This is a genomic window from Anabaenopsis sp. FSS-46, assembly GCF_029891665.1.
Taxonomy (GTDB): Bacteria; Cyanobacteriota; Cyanobacteriia; order Cyanobacteriales; family Nostocaceae; genus Anabaenopsis; species Anabaenopsis arnoldii.
In genome coordinates, this window is the sequence record NZ_JANQDG010000011.1 from 37,440 (window position 1) to 56,498 (window position 19,059).

Here is a 19,059-nt window from a genome sequence, read left to right on the forward strand (position 1 = left end):
GGATACAATAATTCTCTGTACTCTTGGTGCCTTATTTCCATGACCGCCACTTCCTCTACTCCCTTTTCCCCTCAAGAAATCGCCGCCGAAGGATTAAAACCAGAAGAATATGCAGAAATTGTCAGACGCTTAGGACGACATCCTAACAAAGCTGAACTGGGAATGTTTGGAGTGATGTGGTCTGAGCATTGCTGTTATAAAAATTCCCGTCCTTTACTTAAGCAGTTTCCCACCACGGGAGCGCGCATCCTGGTTGGACCTGGTGAAAATGCCGGAGTTGTAGACTTAGGCGCTGGACTGCAATTAGCATTTAAAATTGAATCTCATAACCACCCATCAGCCGTCGAACCCTTCCAAGGTGCCGCCACAGGTGTAGGCGGTATATTAAGAGATATATTTACAATGGGGGCGCGTCCCATTGCCTTATTAAACTCTTTACGTTTCGGTTCTCTAGATGATCCCAAAACCCAAAGGTTATTTACAGGTGTTGTAGCGGGTATTTCACATTATGGTAATTCCGTTGGAGTGCCGACTGTTGGGGGTGAAGTATATTTTGACCCAGCTTATTCGGGTAATCCCTTAGTTAACGTCATGGCACTGGGATTAATGGAAACACCAGAAATCGTTAAATCCGGTGCTGCTGGTATTGGTAATCCTGTGTTATATGTCGGTTCTACCACGGGAAGAGACGGTATGGGGGGTGCCAGTTTTGCCAGTGCGGAATTAACAGATGAATCAATGGATAACCGTCCCGCAGTACAAGTAGGTGACCCCTTTATAGAAAAGTCTTTAATTGAAGCTTGTCTGGAAGCATTTAAAACTGGTGCTGTTGTCGCCGCCCAAGATATGGGTGCTGCGGGTATTACTTGTTCTACTTCAGAGATGGCGGCTAAAGGTGGTGTGGGTATTGAATTTGATTTAGATAAAATTCCTGTGCGGGAGTTGGGGATGGTTCCCTATGAATACCTGCTGTCTGAATCTCAAGAAAGAATGCTATTTGTAGCCCACAAGGGTCGAGAACAAGAGCTAATTGATATTTTCCACCGTTGGGGACTTCATGCTGTAGTTGCGGGTACTGTGATTGCTGACCCCATTGTGCGGATTTTCTTTCAGGGTACAGTCGCAGCAGAAATTCCGGCTGAGGCGCTGGCGGAAAATACCCCACTTTATGAACGGGAATTGTTAGCAGAACCACCAGAGTATGTTCTGGAAGCTTGGAAATGGTCACCTGATTCCTTACCAGCTTGTACAATTGCGGGGATTGACATTGAAGGTAAACTCCAATCCTGGGATAATATTCTGTTAACTTTGCTCGGTACGCCAACCATCGCTTCTAAAAATTGGGTTTATCGTCAGTATGACCATCAAGTCCAGAATAATACTGTGATTCTGCCTGGTGGTGCTGATGCTGCTGTGGTTCGCTTACGTCCCCTAGAAACAAGGAAAAATGAAGAATTAGACCCTGAAAGTTTGACATCAGGTGTGGCGGCAACTGTAGACTGTAATCCTCGTTATGTTTATCTTGACCCCTATGAGGGAGCTAAGGCCGTGGTGGCAGAAGCAGCTCGTAATCTCAGCTGTGTGGGTGCCGAACCTCTGGCGGTGACAGATAATCTCAATTTTGGTAGTCCAGAAAAGCCCGTTGGTTACTGGCAATTATCCCAGGCTTGTCGCGGTTTGTCTGAAGGTTGTTTAGAATTGGCAACACCAGTTACAGGCGGGAATGTCTCTCTGTACAATGAAACCTTTGATTCTCAAGGTAATCCCCAACCCATTTATCCTACTCCTGTGGTGGGTATGGTGGGGTTAATTCCTGACTTAACAAGGATTTGTGGTCAAGGTTGGCAAGGTAATGGTGATTTAATTTATCTTTTGGGATTACCTCTGACATCCTCTGTTAGTTTGGGTGCATCTGAGTATTTAGCTACTATTCACAATACTGTTGCTGGCCATCCGCCAAGGATAGATTTTGATTTGGAACGTCGTGTACAGCAAGTTTGCCGCTTAGGTATTCGTGCTGGTTGGATATGTTCGGCCCATGATTCATCTGAGGGGGGTGTGGCTGTTGCTTTGGCTGAATGTTGCCTTTCTGGTAACTTAGGTGCCCAAATCCAGATAGAAATTCCTGAACATCAGTTAAAACGTTTGGATGAAGTGCTGTTTGGTGAAGGTGGGGCAAGAATAGTAGTTTCTGTAACACAATCACAGCAAGAAAAATGGGAATATTACTTAGGTGAACATTTGGGGGCTAATTGGCAAAAACTTGGTACAGTAGGTAATTTGGGTGATTCTGAACTAGGTTTGAGGATTTTAACCAATGATAACCAAATCTTAATCAAACTTACTATGGAACAGATGAAAGATCCCTATTTCCGGGCGATCTCTAACCGTCTTGCTCGCCTAGGTAATACTCCCAATTAATTTTTCTATCCCCTATATGGGGATAATTAACCTCTGTGAGCAGAATTACGGTACTGTTTTAATAGATGGTTAAAGATTCGTTAAGGATTTGGCAACTATCCAGCGACATAATCCCAGGGACTAAATAATTACTAATTCGTAGTTTGCAATTCGTAATTAATTCCAGAACAAAATCCAGCATAACTCACTCCATTTATTGGTGGGGTAGTAATTGCGAATTAAAAATTATCAATTACCGATTATTCCGACTTGACACCCAAACCAGGAGCAATAGCTAATGATTCCCATCCATTCCGTCACTATGGCTACACCGCACAAGCTATCGGATGAATACCACAATCAGGAAATAGACCCAATCAATAGTCAAGAGCATCGACCTGACAAACCAGAAGAAGCTTGTGGTGTTTTTGGCATTTACGCTCCAGAAGAAGATGTTGCCAAAATGACCTACTTTGGATTATACGCCCTGCAACATAGGGGTCAAGAATCAGCTGGGATTGCAACGTTTGAAGATGCAAAAGTACACCTACACAAAGACATGGGCTTAGTTTCTCAGGTCTTTAATGAGTCCATTTTGGATCAGTTACCCGGAAACCTCGCTATTGGTCACACTCGTTATTCCACTACTGGTTCTAGCCGCAAGGATAATGCCCAGCCGGCTGTGGTGGAAACCCGACTAGGTTCATTAGCTTTAGCACATAATGGTAATTTAGTCAACACTGTGCAGCTGCGGTCAGAGTTAGTCAAGACCCAAGTGAGTTTAGTCACAACAACAGACTCGGAAATGATTGCTTTGGCGATCGCTCAAGCCGTCAACGCTGGTGCAGATTGGGTAGAAGGAGCAAGTAGGGCATTTCACCGTTGCCAAGGCGCTTTTAGTTTGGTGATTGGGACTCCCGTTGGTGTCATGGGTGCGCGGGATCCCAATGGTATCCGCCCCTTAGTAATTGGAACTTTACCCGGGTTACCAGTCCGTTATGTCTTGGCTTCGGAAACTTGTGGTTTAGATATCATTGGAGCCGAATACTTACGAGATGTGGAACCGGGGGAATTAGTTTGGATTACTGAAGCAGGTTTAGCTTCCTACCATTGGAGTCAAAAACCTGCTCGTAAGTTATGTATCTTTGAGATGATTTACTTTGCCCGTCCTGATAGCATCATGCACAACGAAAGTTTGTACACCTATCGCATGAGGTTAGGGCGACAAATAGCGGCAGAATCCGCTGTAGATGCTGATATTGTCTTTGGTGTTCCTGATTCGGGAATACCTGCGGCTATTGGATTTTCCCAAGCCTCTGGTGTCCCCTACGCCGAAGGACTGATTAAAAATCGCTATGTGGGTCGAACTTTTATTCAGCCCACACAATCTATGCGCGAGTCCGGGATTCGGATGAAACTTAACCCCCTCAAAGATGTATTGGTGGGTAAACGAGTAATTATTGTGGATGATTCCATTGTTCGGGGTACAACGAGCCGGAAACTGGTTAAAGCATTACGTGAAGCAGGTGCTAGCGAGGTACATATGCGCATTTCTTCCCCACCAGTCACACATCCATGTTTTTACGGTATCGATACTGATAGTCAGGATCAGTTGATTGCTGCTACCAAGTCTGTGTCAGAAATTGCCGAGCAGTTGGGAGTAGATAGCCTGGCTTATCTGAGTTGGGAGGGAATGCTAGAAGCAACCCAGGAAGATACTAATAGTTTCTGTTCAGCTTGCTTTACTGGAGATTATCCCGTAGCTATTCCTGAGCAAGTCAAACGTTCTAAATTGATGTTAGAAAAAGTCGTGGTTTAAATAATGGGGCGGGCAAAATGTCCACCCCTGAACTGAAATTCTCTATTTCTTTCTCCTTTTTCTCTGTACCTCTGTGGATTATTCACAGGGTATCTCATTATACTGCGCTACACCCTTAGTGGGCATACTGCCCACTCCATAAGAGTTTTATCATTCATATAGTACTTATCTACAGGCCAACTACTATATTTAACGATGCTGCATAAAATCTACTTTCGGCAATAACGGATCTATGACAATTCCCACGCCGCTAAAACCCCAACGTTTGAGCAAATTACCCAACTGTGTAGCAAGAACAGATTCTACGGCAAAGCGGTTAGCTAATTGACCAGCATGGGTATTGAGATAGCTTAAAGCATCAAAGTTTTCCCTAAACAGTAATAAATAGCCGGAACTTTCAGCATCCGGATGGGCTACGAGATAACGACCATCAGTCGAGGAACGCAATATATAATAAATTTCAGAAAACATACTCAATTAAGATTCCAAACGAATCCGGGGGTCGGCTACCTTTAATAGCAAATCCGCCATTAAATTGCCTATATTCAGTAATACGGCACTCATGACGAGGCTAGCCATGACTAAATACTGGTCTTTTGCCATTACCGCCTGTAAAGTCAATCTCCCTAAACCGGGCCAGTTAAAGAATTGTTCGGCAATAAATGCACCACCTAATAAACCAGCCAATTCAAAGCCTAACAAAGTAATTAAAGGATTTATGGCATTGCGAAGAGCGTGAACATAAATCACCCGATTTTCTGGTAGTCCCTTGGCGCGAGCCGTTTGGATATAATCTTGACGTAGAACATCCAACAATTCTCCGCGAGTGATTCTTTGCAACCCGGCAAAACTAGTGATACTTAAGGCAATGGTGGGTAAAATCATGTGCCACCCAATATCAATGATTTTGCCAAACCAAGACAAATCAGCATGATTGATGCTAGTCATACCACCCACGGGAAATAAAGGTGAGGTGATTTGAGCAAATATGAGCAGAAACAAAGCAGTGATGAAACTAGGAAACCCTTGTCCTGTGTAGCTAATCAGTTGTAAAATGCGATCAGTCGCCTGATTTTGTTTCACAGCTGCGAGAATCCCAAAGGGAATTGCGATCGCCCAGGTACAAAATAAAGAAGCGATCGCTAAAAGTAAAGTTGCTGGTATCCTTTCCCACAACAGAGAAGCTACTGAGCGTTGGTAAACAAAACTGGTACCAAAATCTCCTTGGGTAAAAATTCGCCATAACCATAGTCCAAACTGTTCTGGCCAAGATTTATTTAAACCAAACTGTTGCCTTAATTCCTCAATGCGTTCTGGCGAAATTGTCGGATTTTGGCGCAACGTATCCACATAATCCCCCGGGGATAGTTTCATGATCAGAAACGACAGCGCCGTTGCCAATAACAAAGTGAACAGTGCTTGCAATATCCGTTTCACCACATAAACAAATGTTTCGTTCGTGACTAGCCCTATAAAGCCCTCCTGACAGGTCTTCCAGGAAATTTTCTGAGAAGTCATAGCAATTTAGTCATTTTTTATTAGTCAATTTCTCAGGATATAGGAGAGATTACCAATGATTAGTATTCAATTAGGGAGACAATCGGCACATCTGGTAAATGTTGACGTCCTTGTAAATCCCGTAGCTCGATGATAAAGCCAAACCCTACCAATTCGCAGCCAATCTTCTGCACCAACTTAGCGGTTGCACTAGCCGTACCACCTGTGGCAATCAAGTCATCTACAATTAAAACGCGACTATTTGGATGCAAAGCGTCTTGATGCATTTCCAGGCAGTCTGTACCATATTCTAATTCATATTCAATTGAGTGAACTGCTCCTGGTAACTTTCCCGGCTTCCGTACCGGAATAAAACCCGCTCCTAATTTGTAAGCTAGAGGAGGTCCAAAAATAAACCCACGGGACTCCATACCCACAACATAATCAGCTCTTAAGCCTAAACCAATGCATTTTTCCGTAAAAAAGTCAATAGTGTAGCGCAATCCCTCTGGGTCGCGCAGTAAAGTAGTGATATCGCGAAATAAAATTCCGGGTTTAGGAAAATCTGGGATATCGCGAATTAGAGACTTTAAATCCATAAAATTCAGTTATGAGGGGGTAGGAGGGGGATTAATGACCAATGACTCATGACTAGTCCCTGAAAAATCCTACACTATAATCTCATACCCTGATCATTGACGCTCTAATTTAGCCAGATTAGCTAATTTTACACGGTAATACAGCCAGGGAAGGTAAGGGACAATAATATATTAGCCTTTGGGGGTTTCCTGATTTTTGATATATTCTTTTACTATACTCAAAACAACTAAATCGGAGGTGATTTTTGATGGCGTTACTTAGAGCAACTTGGCATCTGTACCGCACAAAGCAGGTAGATACTGCAACTGTAATACCACTCCCACTTACATAAAGACTTCTACAAAGCCACGGTCTCCAAGAGAACTACCTCCGACAAAAAAATCGGTAAATCAGTTTCTGACTGACAAGAAGAGATTTATTTACCTAATTTTTACCGAACTTTGGACAGCAGAAAAAGTAATCAATGCTTAAGCACTACAAACAAGTTTGAAACAGGTTCAAGCCTGTTCTAGCTCCTTTAAATTAGTTGTACTAGTTTTATTCTGCCTATTAGCTCTGCACAAGGTAATTTATAGAATGAATGTCTCAGCCAGCTTAACGCCATTGAATAGTCCACCCCCCCCATCCTTGCCGATGATTCTGGATACTTTACCAGACCCTGCGATGCCTATCGTAAGCTTCGCCAAGGCGGCACAGGGTTGTCCCGCTAGAACCCGACTGCAAGTTGATCTAATTTTACTGGCAATTGAAGCTTTAGAACTTGGTAGCTCCGAAGCTATTCTGGCTTTTGCTGATGAGTTAGAACTGAAAGGAATTATTAAAAACCGAGTAAATCTATGGCGAATGCGGAGCTCTAACCCACTGCGAAGATCTCATATTCGCCGTCCCTTGACTATCATGGAGGCAAAAGCTTTAGTAGTTATTGCCAGCTACATCGCGCGGCGTTTAACCGTTGTCATTCGCCAAATGTTGATGACATATCAGCAAATGAGTGAAAAGCAGATACCTTTGGTACAGAATTTGCGCCTATCGAATTACCTAGAGCGATTTCGAGTACATTTCAGAAGTAGAATGAATCCCCGACGTTCTACCGTAATGGCATTAGATTCTGACGATAAATTAGATGAACTAGCAATCAATTTGTTGGGACAATTACTATTTTGTACTGGTACAGCTGGAATGCAGCGATTTTGGATTAGTCTTTTTGACGGTGAAGTAGAATGAATATTCAACGTAAGTACAGTCTACCTAATTGTACACTGCTGTTAGAGGGTTTCAGTGATGTAGCCAAAGCAGCATACTATCAAGGTATGCGTCCAGAATTATCCATATTGGTAAATGCAGAATGCTATATATCTGGCTATAGTCAGCCCCTAGTAGGCGGACGAGAATTTTTTGAGAGTCTAGTCCGGGCTGTGAGTGGCTATGCTCAAGAATTTTTGAGTAATGTGTCAAACCCCCAAGCACATAATCAAGACTCAGAATTAGTGGAGTTACAAAAAATTTACACTAATCGGCACCGGTTAATTGTGCATTCTGAAATAGCTGTAGATGTTTTTCAGTCTCAGCCTAACTATAATCAACCGCCCATTCAAATGGATTTGAATACAGTGCAGTTATTTGACCTGGTTGAAGCTGTGGATCAATTTTTTGCTGACAGCCAAACCCTACCAGAGTTGTCATTAGAATTACAGCCCGTGCCTAGAAGTTACGGTAGTCCTAATGAATTTCTACTCAAGCAGGGAGTAGCGGCAAGTATAGGAATTTCAACTGTAGCAGTTGCCGCCATCGCTTTGAGCCTAATTCCTGCCCCTGAGACGCGCCCACCAGCAACCCAGGAGCAAGAAGAGACTGTATCCATAGCACCCACCCCCAATTCGGCTGCATCAGAGAACATAACACCCCCAAATATACAAACTCCAGAGAGTTCCCCAGCAACTGACCTGAATGTAGCCACTCCAATCTTGGATACAGCACTCAAAATCAGAGATTTAGAAGCACTCTTAAATTCAGCTACAGAAATTACTAATTCATCCCAACTACGTCTTCTGAATGGAAAAATTTATAAACAAATTGATCTAGGTTGGACTAGTCGCTCAGAATTAAGAGAAGATTTAGTCTATCGAGTAGGTGCAAATGCTGATGGTGCGATCATTGGCTATAAAGCGGTAAATCAAGGAGCAAATGAGGGCATAGAATCAACTCCTCTACCCAAATTGCTGCACAGTCCCGCTAATGGTTCTCTCACAGCCAATGAACCAATAGCCCAATTTAAAGTAGTTTTTACCAGAGATGGTATTCTGCAAGTTAGCCCTTGGCGGGGATATCAGTGATTATTTACCCCCCTATCTGGTAATTTGTCTCATATAATTGCCCCAAAGTTGGGCTGCTTGCCCGCTGCTGCCGGATGTGGGAGAATTATTGTCATTACCCAACCAAATGCCAGTTACAAACCGGCGACTGGGGATTGAACCAATAAACCAGAGATCAACGTTTTTATCAGTGGTGCCGGTTTTCCCACCTTCCCCCAGTCCGATAGCCGCGGCGCGTCCAGTACCGCTAGTTACTGCTTGGCGCATCATCTGGTTGATTTCATCGGCTACACCTGTGGGTAAAACTCGCTGGTTAGCGTCCGGATTTTCGTCAAAGGAATAGACAACACGACAAGTTTTTAAATCCTGACTATTTTGACAATCACTACTGTCTATAATCCTGCTAATTGCGTGGGGTGGATTCCAAACACCACGATTGCTAATGGCGCCAAAAGCACCAGTCATTTCTAAAACATTGACTACACTTTGACCCAGTACTAAGCCGGGAACTGCTTCGAGTGATGACTTGACTCCTAAACGTCTGGCGGTGGATACGACTCTATCTAGCCCCACCTCCCTGGCAATTCGCAGAGCAATGGGATTTTCTGACAGGGCGAAGCCAGTCGTCATATCTAAGGAATTCTGGGCACCGGTTCTGCAAGGCCTATAGGTAAAGCCTTGCCAGGGTAGAGCCGCGCAAGAATAAGTTTTAGAGGCTGGTATTCCCCTCTCTAGGGCGGCTGCAAAAGCGAAAACCTTGAAAGTAGAACCCGGTTGTCTTTGGGCTTGAACAGCACGGTTAAACTGGCTTTTTCCAAAATCAGTCCCGCCTACCATCGACAAAATACTACCAGTTCTAGTGTCTAGGGTAACGATCGCTCCTTGAGAAAAGCCAAAGGTAGAACCAGCTTTATTGATTTGATTACGCAAAGCTGTTTCCGCCTCTGCTTGCATTTTGGGATCGAGCTGGGTTTCAATGATAAAATTTCCTTCTCTGGCAACTCCTACCCCCAAGATTGATTCCAATTCCTGGAATACATACTGGTAAAAGTAAGGAGCAATGGTACTGGCTTGCCGTTCGCAAACTTTGGGGTTAATCTGGACTGGGGAGCGCCTAGCTCGATTGGCCTGTTCTGCGGAAATTTTCCCCATGTCCAACATTCGCCTAATCACGCGATTACGATAGTCAACTAGTTGTAGCCTATTGGGGTTATTTCCACAAAAATTAAAAGCGTTGGGAGCAGGTAAAATTCCCACTAATGTTGCAGCTTCTGAGAGAGTTAATTCTCTGGCTGACTTATCAAAGTAATAACGAGCCGCATCCTCAAAACCGGATGTATCCACCCCCAAAAATACTCGATTTAAGTAAATGAGTAATATTTGATCTTTACTGTAAAAAGTTTCTAGCTTCAAGGAAACAATAGCTTCCCGCAGTTTGCGTCCCAAGGAGTCTTGAGCGCCTACATAGTCCCGGAACAAACTTCGGGACACTTGCTGGGTAATGGTGCTAGCCCCCTGCTGTACATCTCCACTGCGTGTATTGACTAACACAGCTCGCAAAATCCCTAAAGGGTCAACGCCAAAGTGCCAATAGTAACGACTATCTTCTGAGGCCACTATGGCTGCGGGTAAATAGCCAAAGTCCTCTAAACTCTTGAGGTCTACATGAGAGGTACTCCGAGGCTCGCGTAAGGGTGTCGAGCCATCGCGGGCATAAATCACTATAGGGGCGCTGCTAGCAGTGGGTAAGGGTCTGACGGAAAATTTTAGCCATTCCACCCCTATGACTAACCCCACTAAGGCGCTTACACCTGCCATACTATAGGCTGCCCAAGTTGCTGCTTTAATATGCAAGGGTGCTGGGTCAAAGTATTGTAGCCGCACTGAAGCTGCGAGTTCTGGTGGTCCCAAAGTAAAAATGTCACCGTGACGCAGTTCTAAGCGATTAATTCGGCGTTTCCCCAGATAAATACCATTAGTGGAGTTTTCATCTTTGATGACAAAAACAGGGGTGCGTTGAGTTGAATCCCGTGACAGTGACAGATGAATTTGGCTGACAACCGGATTGCGAATGACTATATCACAGGATTTGGAACTACGACCTAGTATATAGCGATCGCCTAACAAGGGATATACCTCACGTTCGTCCCCCGTATCCTGCACCCATATCTCTGGTACTTTGGCATTAGGCTTCAGCGCCAACTTAGAAAAGTCAACCCTCGCTTGAAGTGTCTGTACTGCTTGAGTCAGTTGACCAAGTACAGTTTGTGGCTTATGAGGAGGTTGGGGGGAACTCATAGGCTATTTACATCAGAATTATTGGCAAACATTCGGGCGATTTGACAATCTCGATACAGATATTCCACCATTGTACACATCAGTCACAGCAGAAATTAGCTATAGGTAGTTTTTACTAATTCAATCTTACACCAAGAAAATATCGACTCATCAAACCTACCAACTCGGGTTCATTACTCTTTCCAAGCATACAAGATTGTGAGTCCATACTCCCTGACTATCTATAATTTCTGAAAATATTAGGGTAATATCTTTAAGGATTAATTGACATTAAAATTCTCTCTGACATGGGAAGTTGAGGGGATACTTTGATTTTCATTTATCAAGTGTTCAGATTAGCTTTAACTGTCACTATGACTGGGTGCTTTTTCCCAAGAAGCAATTAATAGACAAATAATACCAATAGTAATAAATGAATCTGCCATATTAAATACGGCAAAATTAATCAAGCGAAAATCCAGGAAATCAACTACATACCCCAAAGCGAACCGATCAATACCATTCCCCATAGCTCCGCCTAAAATCAAACCATAGCCTAACTGATTCCAACGACTTAAATTCTGGCCAAACCATGCTAGTGCTATCAATAACAAACTCACGACCAACGATAGCCATCTTAACCACTCTACTTTCCCGCTGAACAGACTAAAAGCTGCCCCAGTATTAGTAACATAAGTGAAATGGAATACATCTGGTATAATTGGTAATGTCTGTTCCAGGCTAAAGGTCTGCACTATCCAATATTTTGTTAGTTGATCTAAGAAAAAAGCAATGAAGGCAGTAATCCAAAAGAGATGATTTTTTAAACGCATGAAACTAGAAACTAGGGAGTGAGAGATAGTAGAGGTTAATGTAAATAAAAATAGCATTTACTAAATGGATATCACAATCACCATCTCCTCTTTGTCTATGAAAATACATATAATTACCGAGAAAATGTACAATTAGTCCCAATCATTTCAAATTGGTCAAAAGCCTATAAATGGATTTTTCGATTTTGACTTGACTGTCGTACTAGCTCCGCCATAACTAATAAAACATCAAATGACGTAATACGTATGCTATTACGGTAACACCACACACTACAGCTAGTTGACCCGGCAGTGCCAACCAAGAATATTTAAGGATTGCTTGCATGAGAGGCAAATTTTCCGTACCTTTCCACTGAAAAATATAACTGATGATTAAATAAGTAATACCGCAGAGGTGGACAGTTAACAAGCCACTCAAACAACTGAAAGCCAGGGTTTCCAACTTAGGTCTAGCTTGAAATGCCAAAGATCCACAAATCCACGCTCCAGGGATAAAACCTAACAGATAACCGAACTGAGATAGTTTAACATATCCAATACCGCCACCATCGGCAAATACAGGTAGCAAGGTTAAACCCATGACTAAATAGGCGATTTGCGATAGTGCCCCAGCATTTTTACCTCCTAAACAACCTACTAACAGTACCGCACCAACTTGACAGGTAACACCCAAAGAAAAAATCTCAGTTCCTTGATTATTCCCAGTCCAAGGTAAGGCAATACTATAGGCTTCTAGGAAAGTACCACCCATGGTGAGGAGCAAACCAACCATAGACCATAGTAATTGAATAGTTCCCACATTTTCTACACTTCCAGCCATTTTATTTGCACAAATACTCAAACGATGTTTTTATCAGTTATTTATGTATTAAACTGTTAGGAACAGTATTGAATTATACATATTTATACTGACTTAGTCGTTATGTTTTATTATGACAAACATTATCCTCCTGATTTCCTTAGTCAAGGTATCAGAAAAAAGTATTAGATGTGTATTTTTGTGAGTTACTCCACAGACTGACCCGGAAGTGAGCAAGGAGGTTATTTTTGTTTTAGCTGAAAATTCTCAGCCCCAGAATTGAATTATCGGGAGAAAGTGAACAACAACAGCAAACAGCGGCTAAAGTCTAGGTTGACAATATCAATATAAAATATCACTAATTCTTATCAGCTTAATTAAAACATATATTATCATTTCTTACTTCTTTAGATAGATGAACCTATAAATTTCCAGTCTATTAGAGCAAAAATAGTCTCGACTATCACAAATCAATTCATATTAGGCTATTGTTTGCTCGTCAGATATGTTCCTCATGGTAGATGAATAAATAATCTTAAATATAGTTAAATCTTTAATAATGTAAATCATATATCAGAGTTTTTATGAATTAATTTAACTCTCTATGCCCATATCTCTAAATACACATTCAAACCATAATATCAATATATACGTTATCTTTTAGATTGCTTATTCTGTGAAAATTAGATGTTAAATATTAGTTATTGGCTGAATAGTTCAATGTCACTTGTCAATTTAGCACATTTACATTAAAGTCACGTATAACCTCATTGATATTTTTATAAAAGCAGTGGTTTGTCAAGTTATAGTGCAGATAATTTTGTATTTGATATTGAGTCATGGAAATAAAAAATTATCCTAAATTCAGTTTAAAAGTATCGATTAAGGTGGAGTTATAAGATTTCATATTTTATAAATTCGATAACTTGTAAGTTTATTTTTATAAATTTTTTATGTTATTAGTAAAATTCAAATAAATAGCACATTTTATGAAATAATTTAAAATTATTACCAATGACCAATAAATATATGTCTTTTTAAGAGCTATTATCTTGATTTTTGAATGCCTATGGTTCTGACTTATGAAAGGGAGATATTAAGTTTATGGATTATAGCCAAGATAGGTTATTTTTTGCAAATTTTACCAGAAATATACAGACAGAAATAGATTTAAAATTTGCTTATTTCCTGATAGATCAAGCTGTAGAACCAGCTTTCTGCTTAGGAGAAAATTACCAGTTGATTTTTGTCAATGATGCAATTTGCAAAATGACTGGCTATTCCCGTGAAGAATTACTTTCAATGAGGCTTTATCATCTAGATATAGATTTTGATATCCATAGATTATCAAAAATAAAATCAGAAGATTATTTTACGTTTAAATCTCGCTATCGTAATAAGCAACAGCGCATATTTACAGTTGAAACTTCTATTATATACCTGAAAAAAACAGGTCAAACTTTTGCCTGTGCTGTTGTTCGACCTCAGAGGGATGAAGCCATAGATTTGAGCATAAAACCGGTGAATATCAATATATTATTCACCTTACCAGAAACAATAGAAGCCAACATTTTTCTGATTCAGGGAAACAGAATATTTTATGTAAATTCTGCCGTACAAAAATTTACTGGATATAGTAAAGAGGAACTACTAAATAATTTTGATTTTAACGGAATAATTAAGAGTAAAAAACCTATAAATTTATGCTTGCAAAAAGAATTACCTGACTTTGAATACCAGGTGGTAAATATCCTCACACCAGATGGTACGGAACGCTCGCTAATTGGGGGGGTAACTAAGCTTGATGGAATTTTCCAGTTACCTGTAAAACCAGAAGAATTAATCATAGCTATTGATATTACAGATTACAAAAATTTAGAGTCAAGTTTTAATAACGCTTTACAACAAGCTAAACAAATAAGCGAACTGAGAGCGCAGTTTCTTTCTATGGTCTGTCATCAACTTCGTACTCCACTAAATATTATTTCATTTTGTAATAGCTTAGTTGCAGAAGAAATAGACAAGCATACCAAGCAAAAAATAGAATCATTACTGGAAAATATAGAAAAAGCCATCGCACAAATCAGCCAGATGTTAGATGATACTTTGTTGTTTGCTCAAGCAGAATCAGGCAAAATAAATTTTGACCCTAAACCACTGGATTTAGTGAAATTTTGTCATAATTTAGTGGCGGAAATGCACATTATTTCCATGGAAAAAAGAATAAATTTTCTGAGTAATTTGGAAGTGATCAATGCTTTTTTTGATGCAAAATTATTAGATTATATATTGAAGAATCTCCTAGAAAATGCCATTAAGTATTCTCCTAAGAATAGCATGATTGATTTGATTATGACTTACCAAGAAAAATATATTTTTTTTCAGGTAAAAGACCAAGGAATTGGCATTCCAACCAGAGACAAAGAAAGATTATTTGAAGCATTCTACAGGGGAAGTAATATTGGGAATATACACGGTAATGGACTAGGATTATCGATTATTAAAACGCTAGTAGATTTACATGGTGGTCAAGTGAATCTGGAAAGCGAAGTAGATAAAGGTACTACCATTACTGTGATGTTACCACTAGTTAAAGAGGCCTCTTTTCTATGAGAATTAGAATGTTTTGATTACTACAGGACTTACGCAAAACAGAACGAAAGTAGGGGTAATTCATGAATCACCCCTACATCAGAACCAGGTTTTTAGTCCAATCTTGCGTAAGTCCTATACTATAAGTGTTAATTGATTTAAGTATTTAAGATTTGTCAATTTAAAAATCCCCATGTTCCATTTAATATTATAATTTTGGTTGCTATAAAATGAAGTACGAATCGGTCAAAAAAATTCTGGTAATTGAAGATGATCATGTTACCCGCCATCTTTATGCACAGGGTCTTGAAGCTAAAGGGTTTGATATTATAAACGCTCAAAATGGTTTAGCTGGTATCCAACAAGCACAGGAGTATGTACCTGATTTAGTACTTTGTGATCTGACAATGCCGGATATAGATGGTTACACTGTCCTCACCATGCTACGTCAAGATCCTGTTACAGCAATTATTCCCTTTATTTTTATCACGGGTAGCTGTACTAGAGAGGCTATTCGCAAAGGTATGGAGTTAGGTGCAGATGACTATGTTACTAAACCCTTTTCACTAGACGAATTACTCAGAGCAATTAATACCCAGTTGCAAAGACAAGCTGTGCTCAAAACTTGGTGTGCTGCTAAATTCCAGGAAGCTCAAAAATCAGGATCCGCAGATAAGACCACAGCTTTGAACTCACCTCAATCAATATTTCCCTGTGTTCCCCAATTAAAAAAAGTTTTTGAATTTATTGAAGCCCATTATCACGAAGGAATTACACTGTGTGATGTAGCTGAAGCAGTTGGTTACTCACCTGCTTACTTGACTAACCAGGTGGGAAAGCAGACAGGAGAAACTGTCAATAGCTGGATTGTTAAACGCCGGATGCAAGGAGCGCGTTTTTTACTGCAAAATGATTACCAAACAGTTGAGCAAATTGCCAGAGCATTGGGTTATCAAGATGTTTCCCATTTCTCCCGCCAGTTTCGTCAACATCATGGTTTACCACCTCATGCTTGGCGTAAGGAACATCAAGTTGGGTGTTTCAAAGTCGAACTTAATAATTAGAAAATTCTCAATGAAAAATATCCCCAAATATTATTTAGGGATAAAATTTATACGCGATTTCATCTGCTAATAAGTAATATTTTTGATATTAACCCGCTATGCCGTTAGGTGAGCGGGACATTCTTAAGGGAATTCTGTGGTTTGAGGCTTTGGGTGATTAGCTTCTGAATAAATGGCGATCGCTAAAAAAATGCGGAAAAATCATGTTTGAACCTGAAAATAATACTGGATAGTTTGGTTTTTCCTGAAAATCTCTAATTTATACCATAAATTTTAATAAATTACGTAGCATTTTTTTTATTTTCAATGTAGCAAATAGATCAGAAAAATATATTATTTTGCCTTTGTTAACCTTTTGTTTACCTTCAGACGTATCTTTTAGAGGTATTCTAATATCGCTCATCTGGATAAATTAACTAAAAATTCACAGGTCTACATGTAATCAACAAGAGTCGCCTAGCAGCTAAAACATCGCTGTTAGATATGTAATTTAGCTTAGGGGCTTGTGGCGCGGGGCAAGACTCAGATAATGCCATTGCTACAGCCATAACCCTAGACTGTGATGCCGGTGATGTTGTCATGACCAATGAAGCAAGGTCTTTTTGATATAACTCCGTAGTACTTTCGCAAAGTGGACGTATTTTTCATGGTTCTTAATCGCAAAGTTGTGTTAGCCATCGCTTCACTACCAATCATGTTGGTAGCAACAGCCTGTAGCCCAGGAGCGGATGGTGGTGGTGGGCAGAAAATAGCTATTACCGGAGCCGGGGCAACATTCCCCGCACCTCTTTTTCAGAGGTGGTTTGATGCCTATAATCGCCAAGTCAACCCCAATGTCCAGGTGAGCTATCAGTCCGTAGGAAGTGGGGCGGGTTTGGAGCAGTACATCAATAAAACCGTAGACTTTGGGGCCAGCGAAGCACCCATCACCGACTCTGCAAGTCGGCTCAAGTCCTTCAAAGAAGCTCATAATTACGATCCGATCCAAGTTCCCATGACCGGAGGCTTTTTATCCTTCTCCTATAACTTACCAGGAGTTAAAGATCTCGAACTGAGACTCTCCCGCAAAAGTTATTGTGATATCGTAACCGGAAAAATTACTCGATGGACTGATCCAGCCATCGCCGCAGATAACCCTGGTTTAAAGATTCCCGACCTACCCATTACCTTTGCGCACCGGTCTGATGGGAGTGGTACTACCTTCGTATTTACCAACCACATTAAAACTGTCTGCCCAGACTGGACAGCTGGGGCAGGAACTTCAGTAGACTGGCCTGTGGGAATTGGCGGACAAGGTAACGAAGGCGTAGCCGCTGCCATTCAGCAGAATGAGGGAGCCATTGGTTACTTATCCTACGCCTATGCTGCCCTAAACAAAATCAATTCCGCCTTAATTGAAAACAAAGCTGGAAACTTTATAGCCCCATCTCCAGAAGCAGCAGCCAAAGCTCTACTAGATGAGCCGGTACCCGATGATTTCGCGCTCCTAGTTCCAGACCCTTCGGGTGTTGATTCCTACCCTATAGTCGGTTTAGCTTGGGTGATGATCTATCGACAGTATGAGGACGATGCTAAATGGCAAGCCATGCGTAATGTCTTGGAATGGTCTTTGGGACCCGAAGGCAAGGCACTTTCGGAGGAACTTCTTTATGTCCCCATTCCTGACCCTCTAGTGCAGAGAATTAAAGCAGTATTTGACACGGTGAACGCCAAGTAATAATCCGAGATGATTGGGAGTGTCTTTGACATCTAACACTCCCAAAATTCATCCCGACACCTGAGTTGGGACATCACCATGTCACAATAACCACTTATAGAGCAAAAATCAAGTCATGATGTCGGCAGATAAATCAACTCAATTAACCGGGAATAGCCTGGAAAAGCAAATCAGTCCCGCTAGGGTTCTAGATGTGGGATTTTGGGGACTAACCCTGATACTAGCCATCAGTGCCGGAGCAGTTTTACTATGGGTAATCATACAGACCGCTATAGCAGCTACACCAGCCATTGAAAAATTTGGTCTGGGTTTTTTAGTCGGTACAACCTGGAACCCTGTCACCAACGTTTATGGGGTACTACCTCAGATATATGGAACTTTAGTCACTGCCTTGATTGCTCTGTCAATTGCTATCCCCTTGGGCATCGGAGTAGCCATCTTTTTAACAGAAGGATTTGCGCCTAAATGGGTAACAACTCCCATTGCTTTTGCCATTGAACTGATCGTCGCTATTCCCAGCGTGGTGTTGGGAATTTGGGGTATTTTTGTCCTCATTCCTGCTATCAGACCTATTTTTACGTTCCTTAACACGTACTTCGGCTGGATTCCTTTTTTCGGTGGCGATTCTGTTTTTGGCAATAGTCTGCTGATTGTAGGCTTGGTACTGGCAATTATGATTGTGCCCATTATCATCTCTATTACCCGGAGCACCTTTGAAGTCCTACCCAGTAATCTCCGCAATGGTTCCTTAGCTTTGGGAGCAACCCGTTGGGAAACAATTCTCAGAGTGCTGATTCCCGCAGGGTTATCTGGCATTATCAGTTCTGTGATGTTGGCTATGGGTCGAGCCATGGGGGAAACCATGGTGGCGGCTATGCTCGTTGGTAACGCCAACCGCATTAACATATCATGGCTGCAACCCGGATCGACGATCACAGGTTTGATTGCTTCCCAATTTGGAGAAGCGGGACGCACTCAAGTTGCGGCTTTAATGTACGCTGGCGTAGTGCTAATGCTTTTATCTTTAGTAGTGAATATTTTAGCTGAGATGATTATTCGTCGATTCCAAAATATTGAGTAAAATATCAGGCCTTTTCCCCAGTTTTGAGTACGAGTGTATGCAAGATTAAGTTTACGAAATATCAATTA

The 19,059-nt window shown here is 41.3% G+C and carries 14 protein-coding genes; 8 read left to right on the plus strand and 6 right to left on the minus strand.

The annotated features are described in order from the left end of the window. Positions 1-39: 39 nt before the first annotated feature. The gene (gene purL, locus NWP21_RS01155; protein ID WP_280791295.1) at positions 40-2,421 is read left to right on the plus strand and encodes a phosphoribosylformylglycinamidine synthase subunit PurL; all 2,382 of its coding nucleotides are present in this window, start codon (positions 40-42) and stop codon (positions 2,419-2,421) included. Positions 2,422-2,698: 277 nt separating this feature from the next. Then, a complete protein-coding gene (purF, locus tag NWP21_RS01160; protein ID WP_271732269.1) occupies positions 2,699-4,219 on the plus strand; it encodes an amidophosphoribosyltransferase in 1,521 nt (506 codons plus the stop codon). Between the two features lie 189 nt (positions 4,220-4,408). Here purF and NWP21_RS01165 read toward each other — a convergent pair whose 3' ends face one another. Genes NWP21_RS01165 through NWP21_RS01175 form a run of 3 tightly spaced genes read right to left on the minus strand, consistent with a single transcriptional unit; the run spans position 4,409 to position 6,315 of the window. Beyond that, complete coding sequence (locus NWP21_RS01165; protein WP_271732268.1) at positions 4,409-4,690, minus strand: hypothetical protein; 282 nt, start codon at positions 4,688-4,690, stop codon at positions 4,409-4,411. A 6-nt stretch (positions 4,691-4,696) separates the two neighbouring features. Continuing rightward, positions 4,697-5,737 carry an ABC transporter permease gene (locus NWP21_RS01170; RefSeq protein WP_280791296.1) on the minus strand — a complete coding sequence of 347 codons (1,041 nt, stop codon included), beginning with the start codon at positions 5,735-5,737 and terminating at the stop codon, positions 4,697-4,699. 59 nt (positions 5,738-5,796) lie between these two features. Next, positions 5,797-6,315, minus strand: a complete 519-nt coding sequence (locus NWP21_RS01175) for an adenine phosphoribosyltransferase (protein ID WP_280791297.1) — start codon at positions 6,313-6,315, stop codon at positions 5,797-5,799. Positions 6,316-6,892: 577 nt separating this feature from the next. On the opposite strand from NWP21_RS01175, the gene NWP21_RS01180 reads away from it, so the two are divergent. Beyond that, positions 6,893-7,540, plus strand: coding sequence for a DUF3038 domain-containing protein (locus NWP21_RS01180; protein WP_280791298.1), 648 nt, complete (start codon positions 6,893-6,895; stop codon positions 7,538-7,540). Next, complete coding sequence (locus tag NWP21_RS01185; protein WP_348519742.1) at positions 7,537-8,649, plus strand: DUF4335 domain-containing protein; 1,113 nt, start codon at positions 7,537-7,539, stop codon at positions 8,647-8,649. The genes NWP21_RS01180 and NWP21_RS01185 overlap by 4 nt, the downstream gene beginning before the upstream one ends. A gap of 12 nt (positions 8,650-8,661) precedes the next feature. On the opposite strand, the gene NWP21_RS01190 is transcribed toward NWP21_RS01185, so the two are convergent. From NWP21_RS01190 to NWP21_RS01200, 3 genes are all read right to left on the minus strand, one after another. Continuing rightward, positions 8,662-10,926, minus strand: coding sequence for a transglycosylase domain-containing protein (locus NWP21_RS01190; RefSeq protein WP_280791299.1), 2,265 nt, complete (start codon positions 10,924-10,926; stop codon positions 8,662-8,664). A 341-nt stretch (positions 10,927-11,267) separates the two neighbouring features. Next, entirely contained in the window at positions 11,268-11,738 is a 471-nt protein-coding gene (gene lspA / locus NWP21_RS01195) for a signal peptidase II (RefSeq protein ID WP_271734134.1), read from the minus strand. A gap of 217 nt (positions 11,739-11,955) precedes the next feature. Next, positions 11,956-12,558 carry a biotin transporter BioY gene (locus NWP21_RS01200; RefSeq protein ID WP_280791300.1) on the minus strand — a complete coding sequence of 201 codons (603 nt, stop codon included), beginning with the start codon at positions 12,556-12,558 and terminating at the stop codon, positions 11,956-11,958. A gap of 1,083 nt (positions 12,559-13,641) precedes the next feature. Here NWP21_RS01200 and NWP21_RS01205 point away from each other — a divergent pair. The 4 genes from NWP21_RS01205 (at position 13,642) to pstC (ending at position 18,991) form a co-directional block, all read left to right on the plus strand. Beyond that, entirely contained in the window at positions 13,642-15,150 is a 1,509-nt protein-coding gene (locus tag NWP21_RS01205; RefSeq protein ID WP_280791301.1) for a PAS domain-containing sensor histidine kinase, read from the plus strand. 209 nt (positions 15,151-15,359) lie between these two features. Then, entirely contained in the window at positions 15,360-16,193 is an 834-nt protein-coding gene (locus NWP21_RS01210) for a DNA-binding response regulator (protein WP_280791302.1), read from the plus strand. A 646-nt stretch (positions 16,194-16,839) separates the two neighbouring features. Next, positions 16,840-17,910: a phosphate ABC transporter substrate-binding protein PstS gene (gene pstS, locus NWP21_RS01215; protein WP_271734127.1), complete on the plus strand. Its 1,071-nt coding sequence runs from the start codon at positions 16,840-16,842 to the stop codon at positions 17,908-17,910. A gap of 115 nt (positions 17,911-18,025) precedes the next feature. Continuing rightward, a complete protein-coding gene (gene pstC, locus NWP21_RS01220) occupies positions 18,026-18,991 on the plus strand; it encodes a phosphate ABC transporter permease subunit PstC (RefSeq protein ID WP_271734126.1) in 966 nt (321 codons plus the stop codon). Positions 18,992-19,059 lie beyond the last annotated feature (68 nt).

Coding starts and splice junctions, on each gene's coding strand:
- NWP21_RS01190 (WP_280791299.1), bottom strand. CDS start 10,926: ATGAGTTCCCCCCAACCTCCTCATAAGCCACAAACTGTACTTGGTCAA.
- NWP21_RS01180 (WP_280791298.1), top strand. CDS start 6,893: ATGAATGTCTCAGCCAGCTTAACGCCATTGAATAGTCCACCCCCCCCA.
- NWP21_RS01205 (WP_280791301.1), top strand. CDS start 13,642: ATGGATTATAGCCAAGATAGGTTATTTTTTGCAAATTTTACCAGAAAT.
- NWP21_RS01170 (WP_280791296.1), bottom strand. CDS start 5,737: ATGACTTCTCAGAAAATTTCCTGGAAGACCTGTCAGGAGGGCTTTATA.
- pstC (WP_271734126.1), top strand. CDS start 18,026: ATGATGTCGGCAGATAAATCAACTCAATTAACCGGGAATAGCCTGGAA.
- NWP21_RS01185 (WP_348519742.1), top strand. CDS start 7,537: ATGAATATTCAACGTAAGTACAGTCTACCTAATTGTACACTGCTGTTA.
- NWP21_RS01175 (WP_280791297.1), bottom strand. CDS start 6,315: ATGGATTTAAAGTCTCTAATTCGCGATATCCCAGATTTTCCTAAACCC.
- pstS (WP_271734127.1), top strand. CDS start 16,840: ATGGTTCTTAATCGCAAAGTTGTGTTAGCCATCGCTTCACTACCAATC.
- purF (WP_271732269.1), top strand. CDS start 2,699: ATGATTCCCATCCATTCCGTCACTATGGCTACACCGCACAAGCTATCG.
- NWP21_RS01200 (WP_280791300.1), bottom strand. CDS start 12,558: ATGGCTGGAAGTGTAGAAAATGTGGGAACTATTCAATTACTATGGTCT.
- purL (WP_280791295.1), top strand. CDS start 40: ATGACCGCCACTTCCTCTACTCCCTTTTCCCCTCAAGAAATCGCCGCC.
- lspA (WP_271734134.1), bottom strand. CDS start 11,738: ATGCGTTTAAAAAATCATCTCTTTTGGATTACTGCCTTCATTGCTTTT.
- NWP21_RS01165 (WP_271732268.1), bottom strand. CDS start 4,690: ATGTTTTCTGAAATTTATTATATATTGCGTTCCTCGACTGATGGTCGT.
- NWP21_RS01210 (WP_280791302.1), top strand. CDS start 15,360: ATGAAGTACGAATCGGTCAAAAAAATTCTGGTAATTGAAGATGATCAT.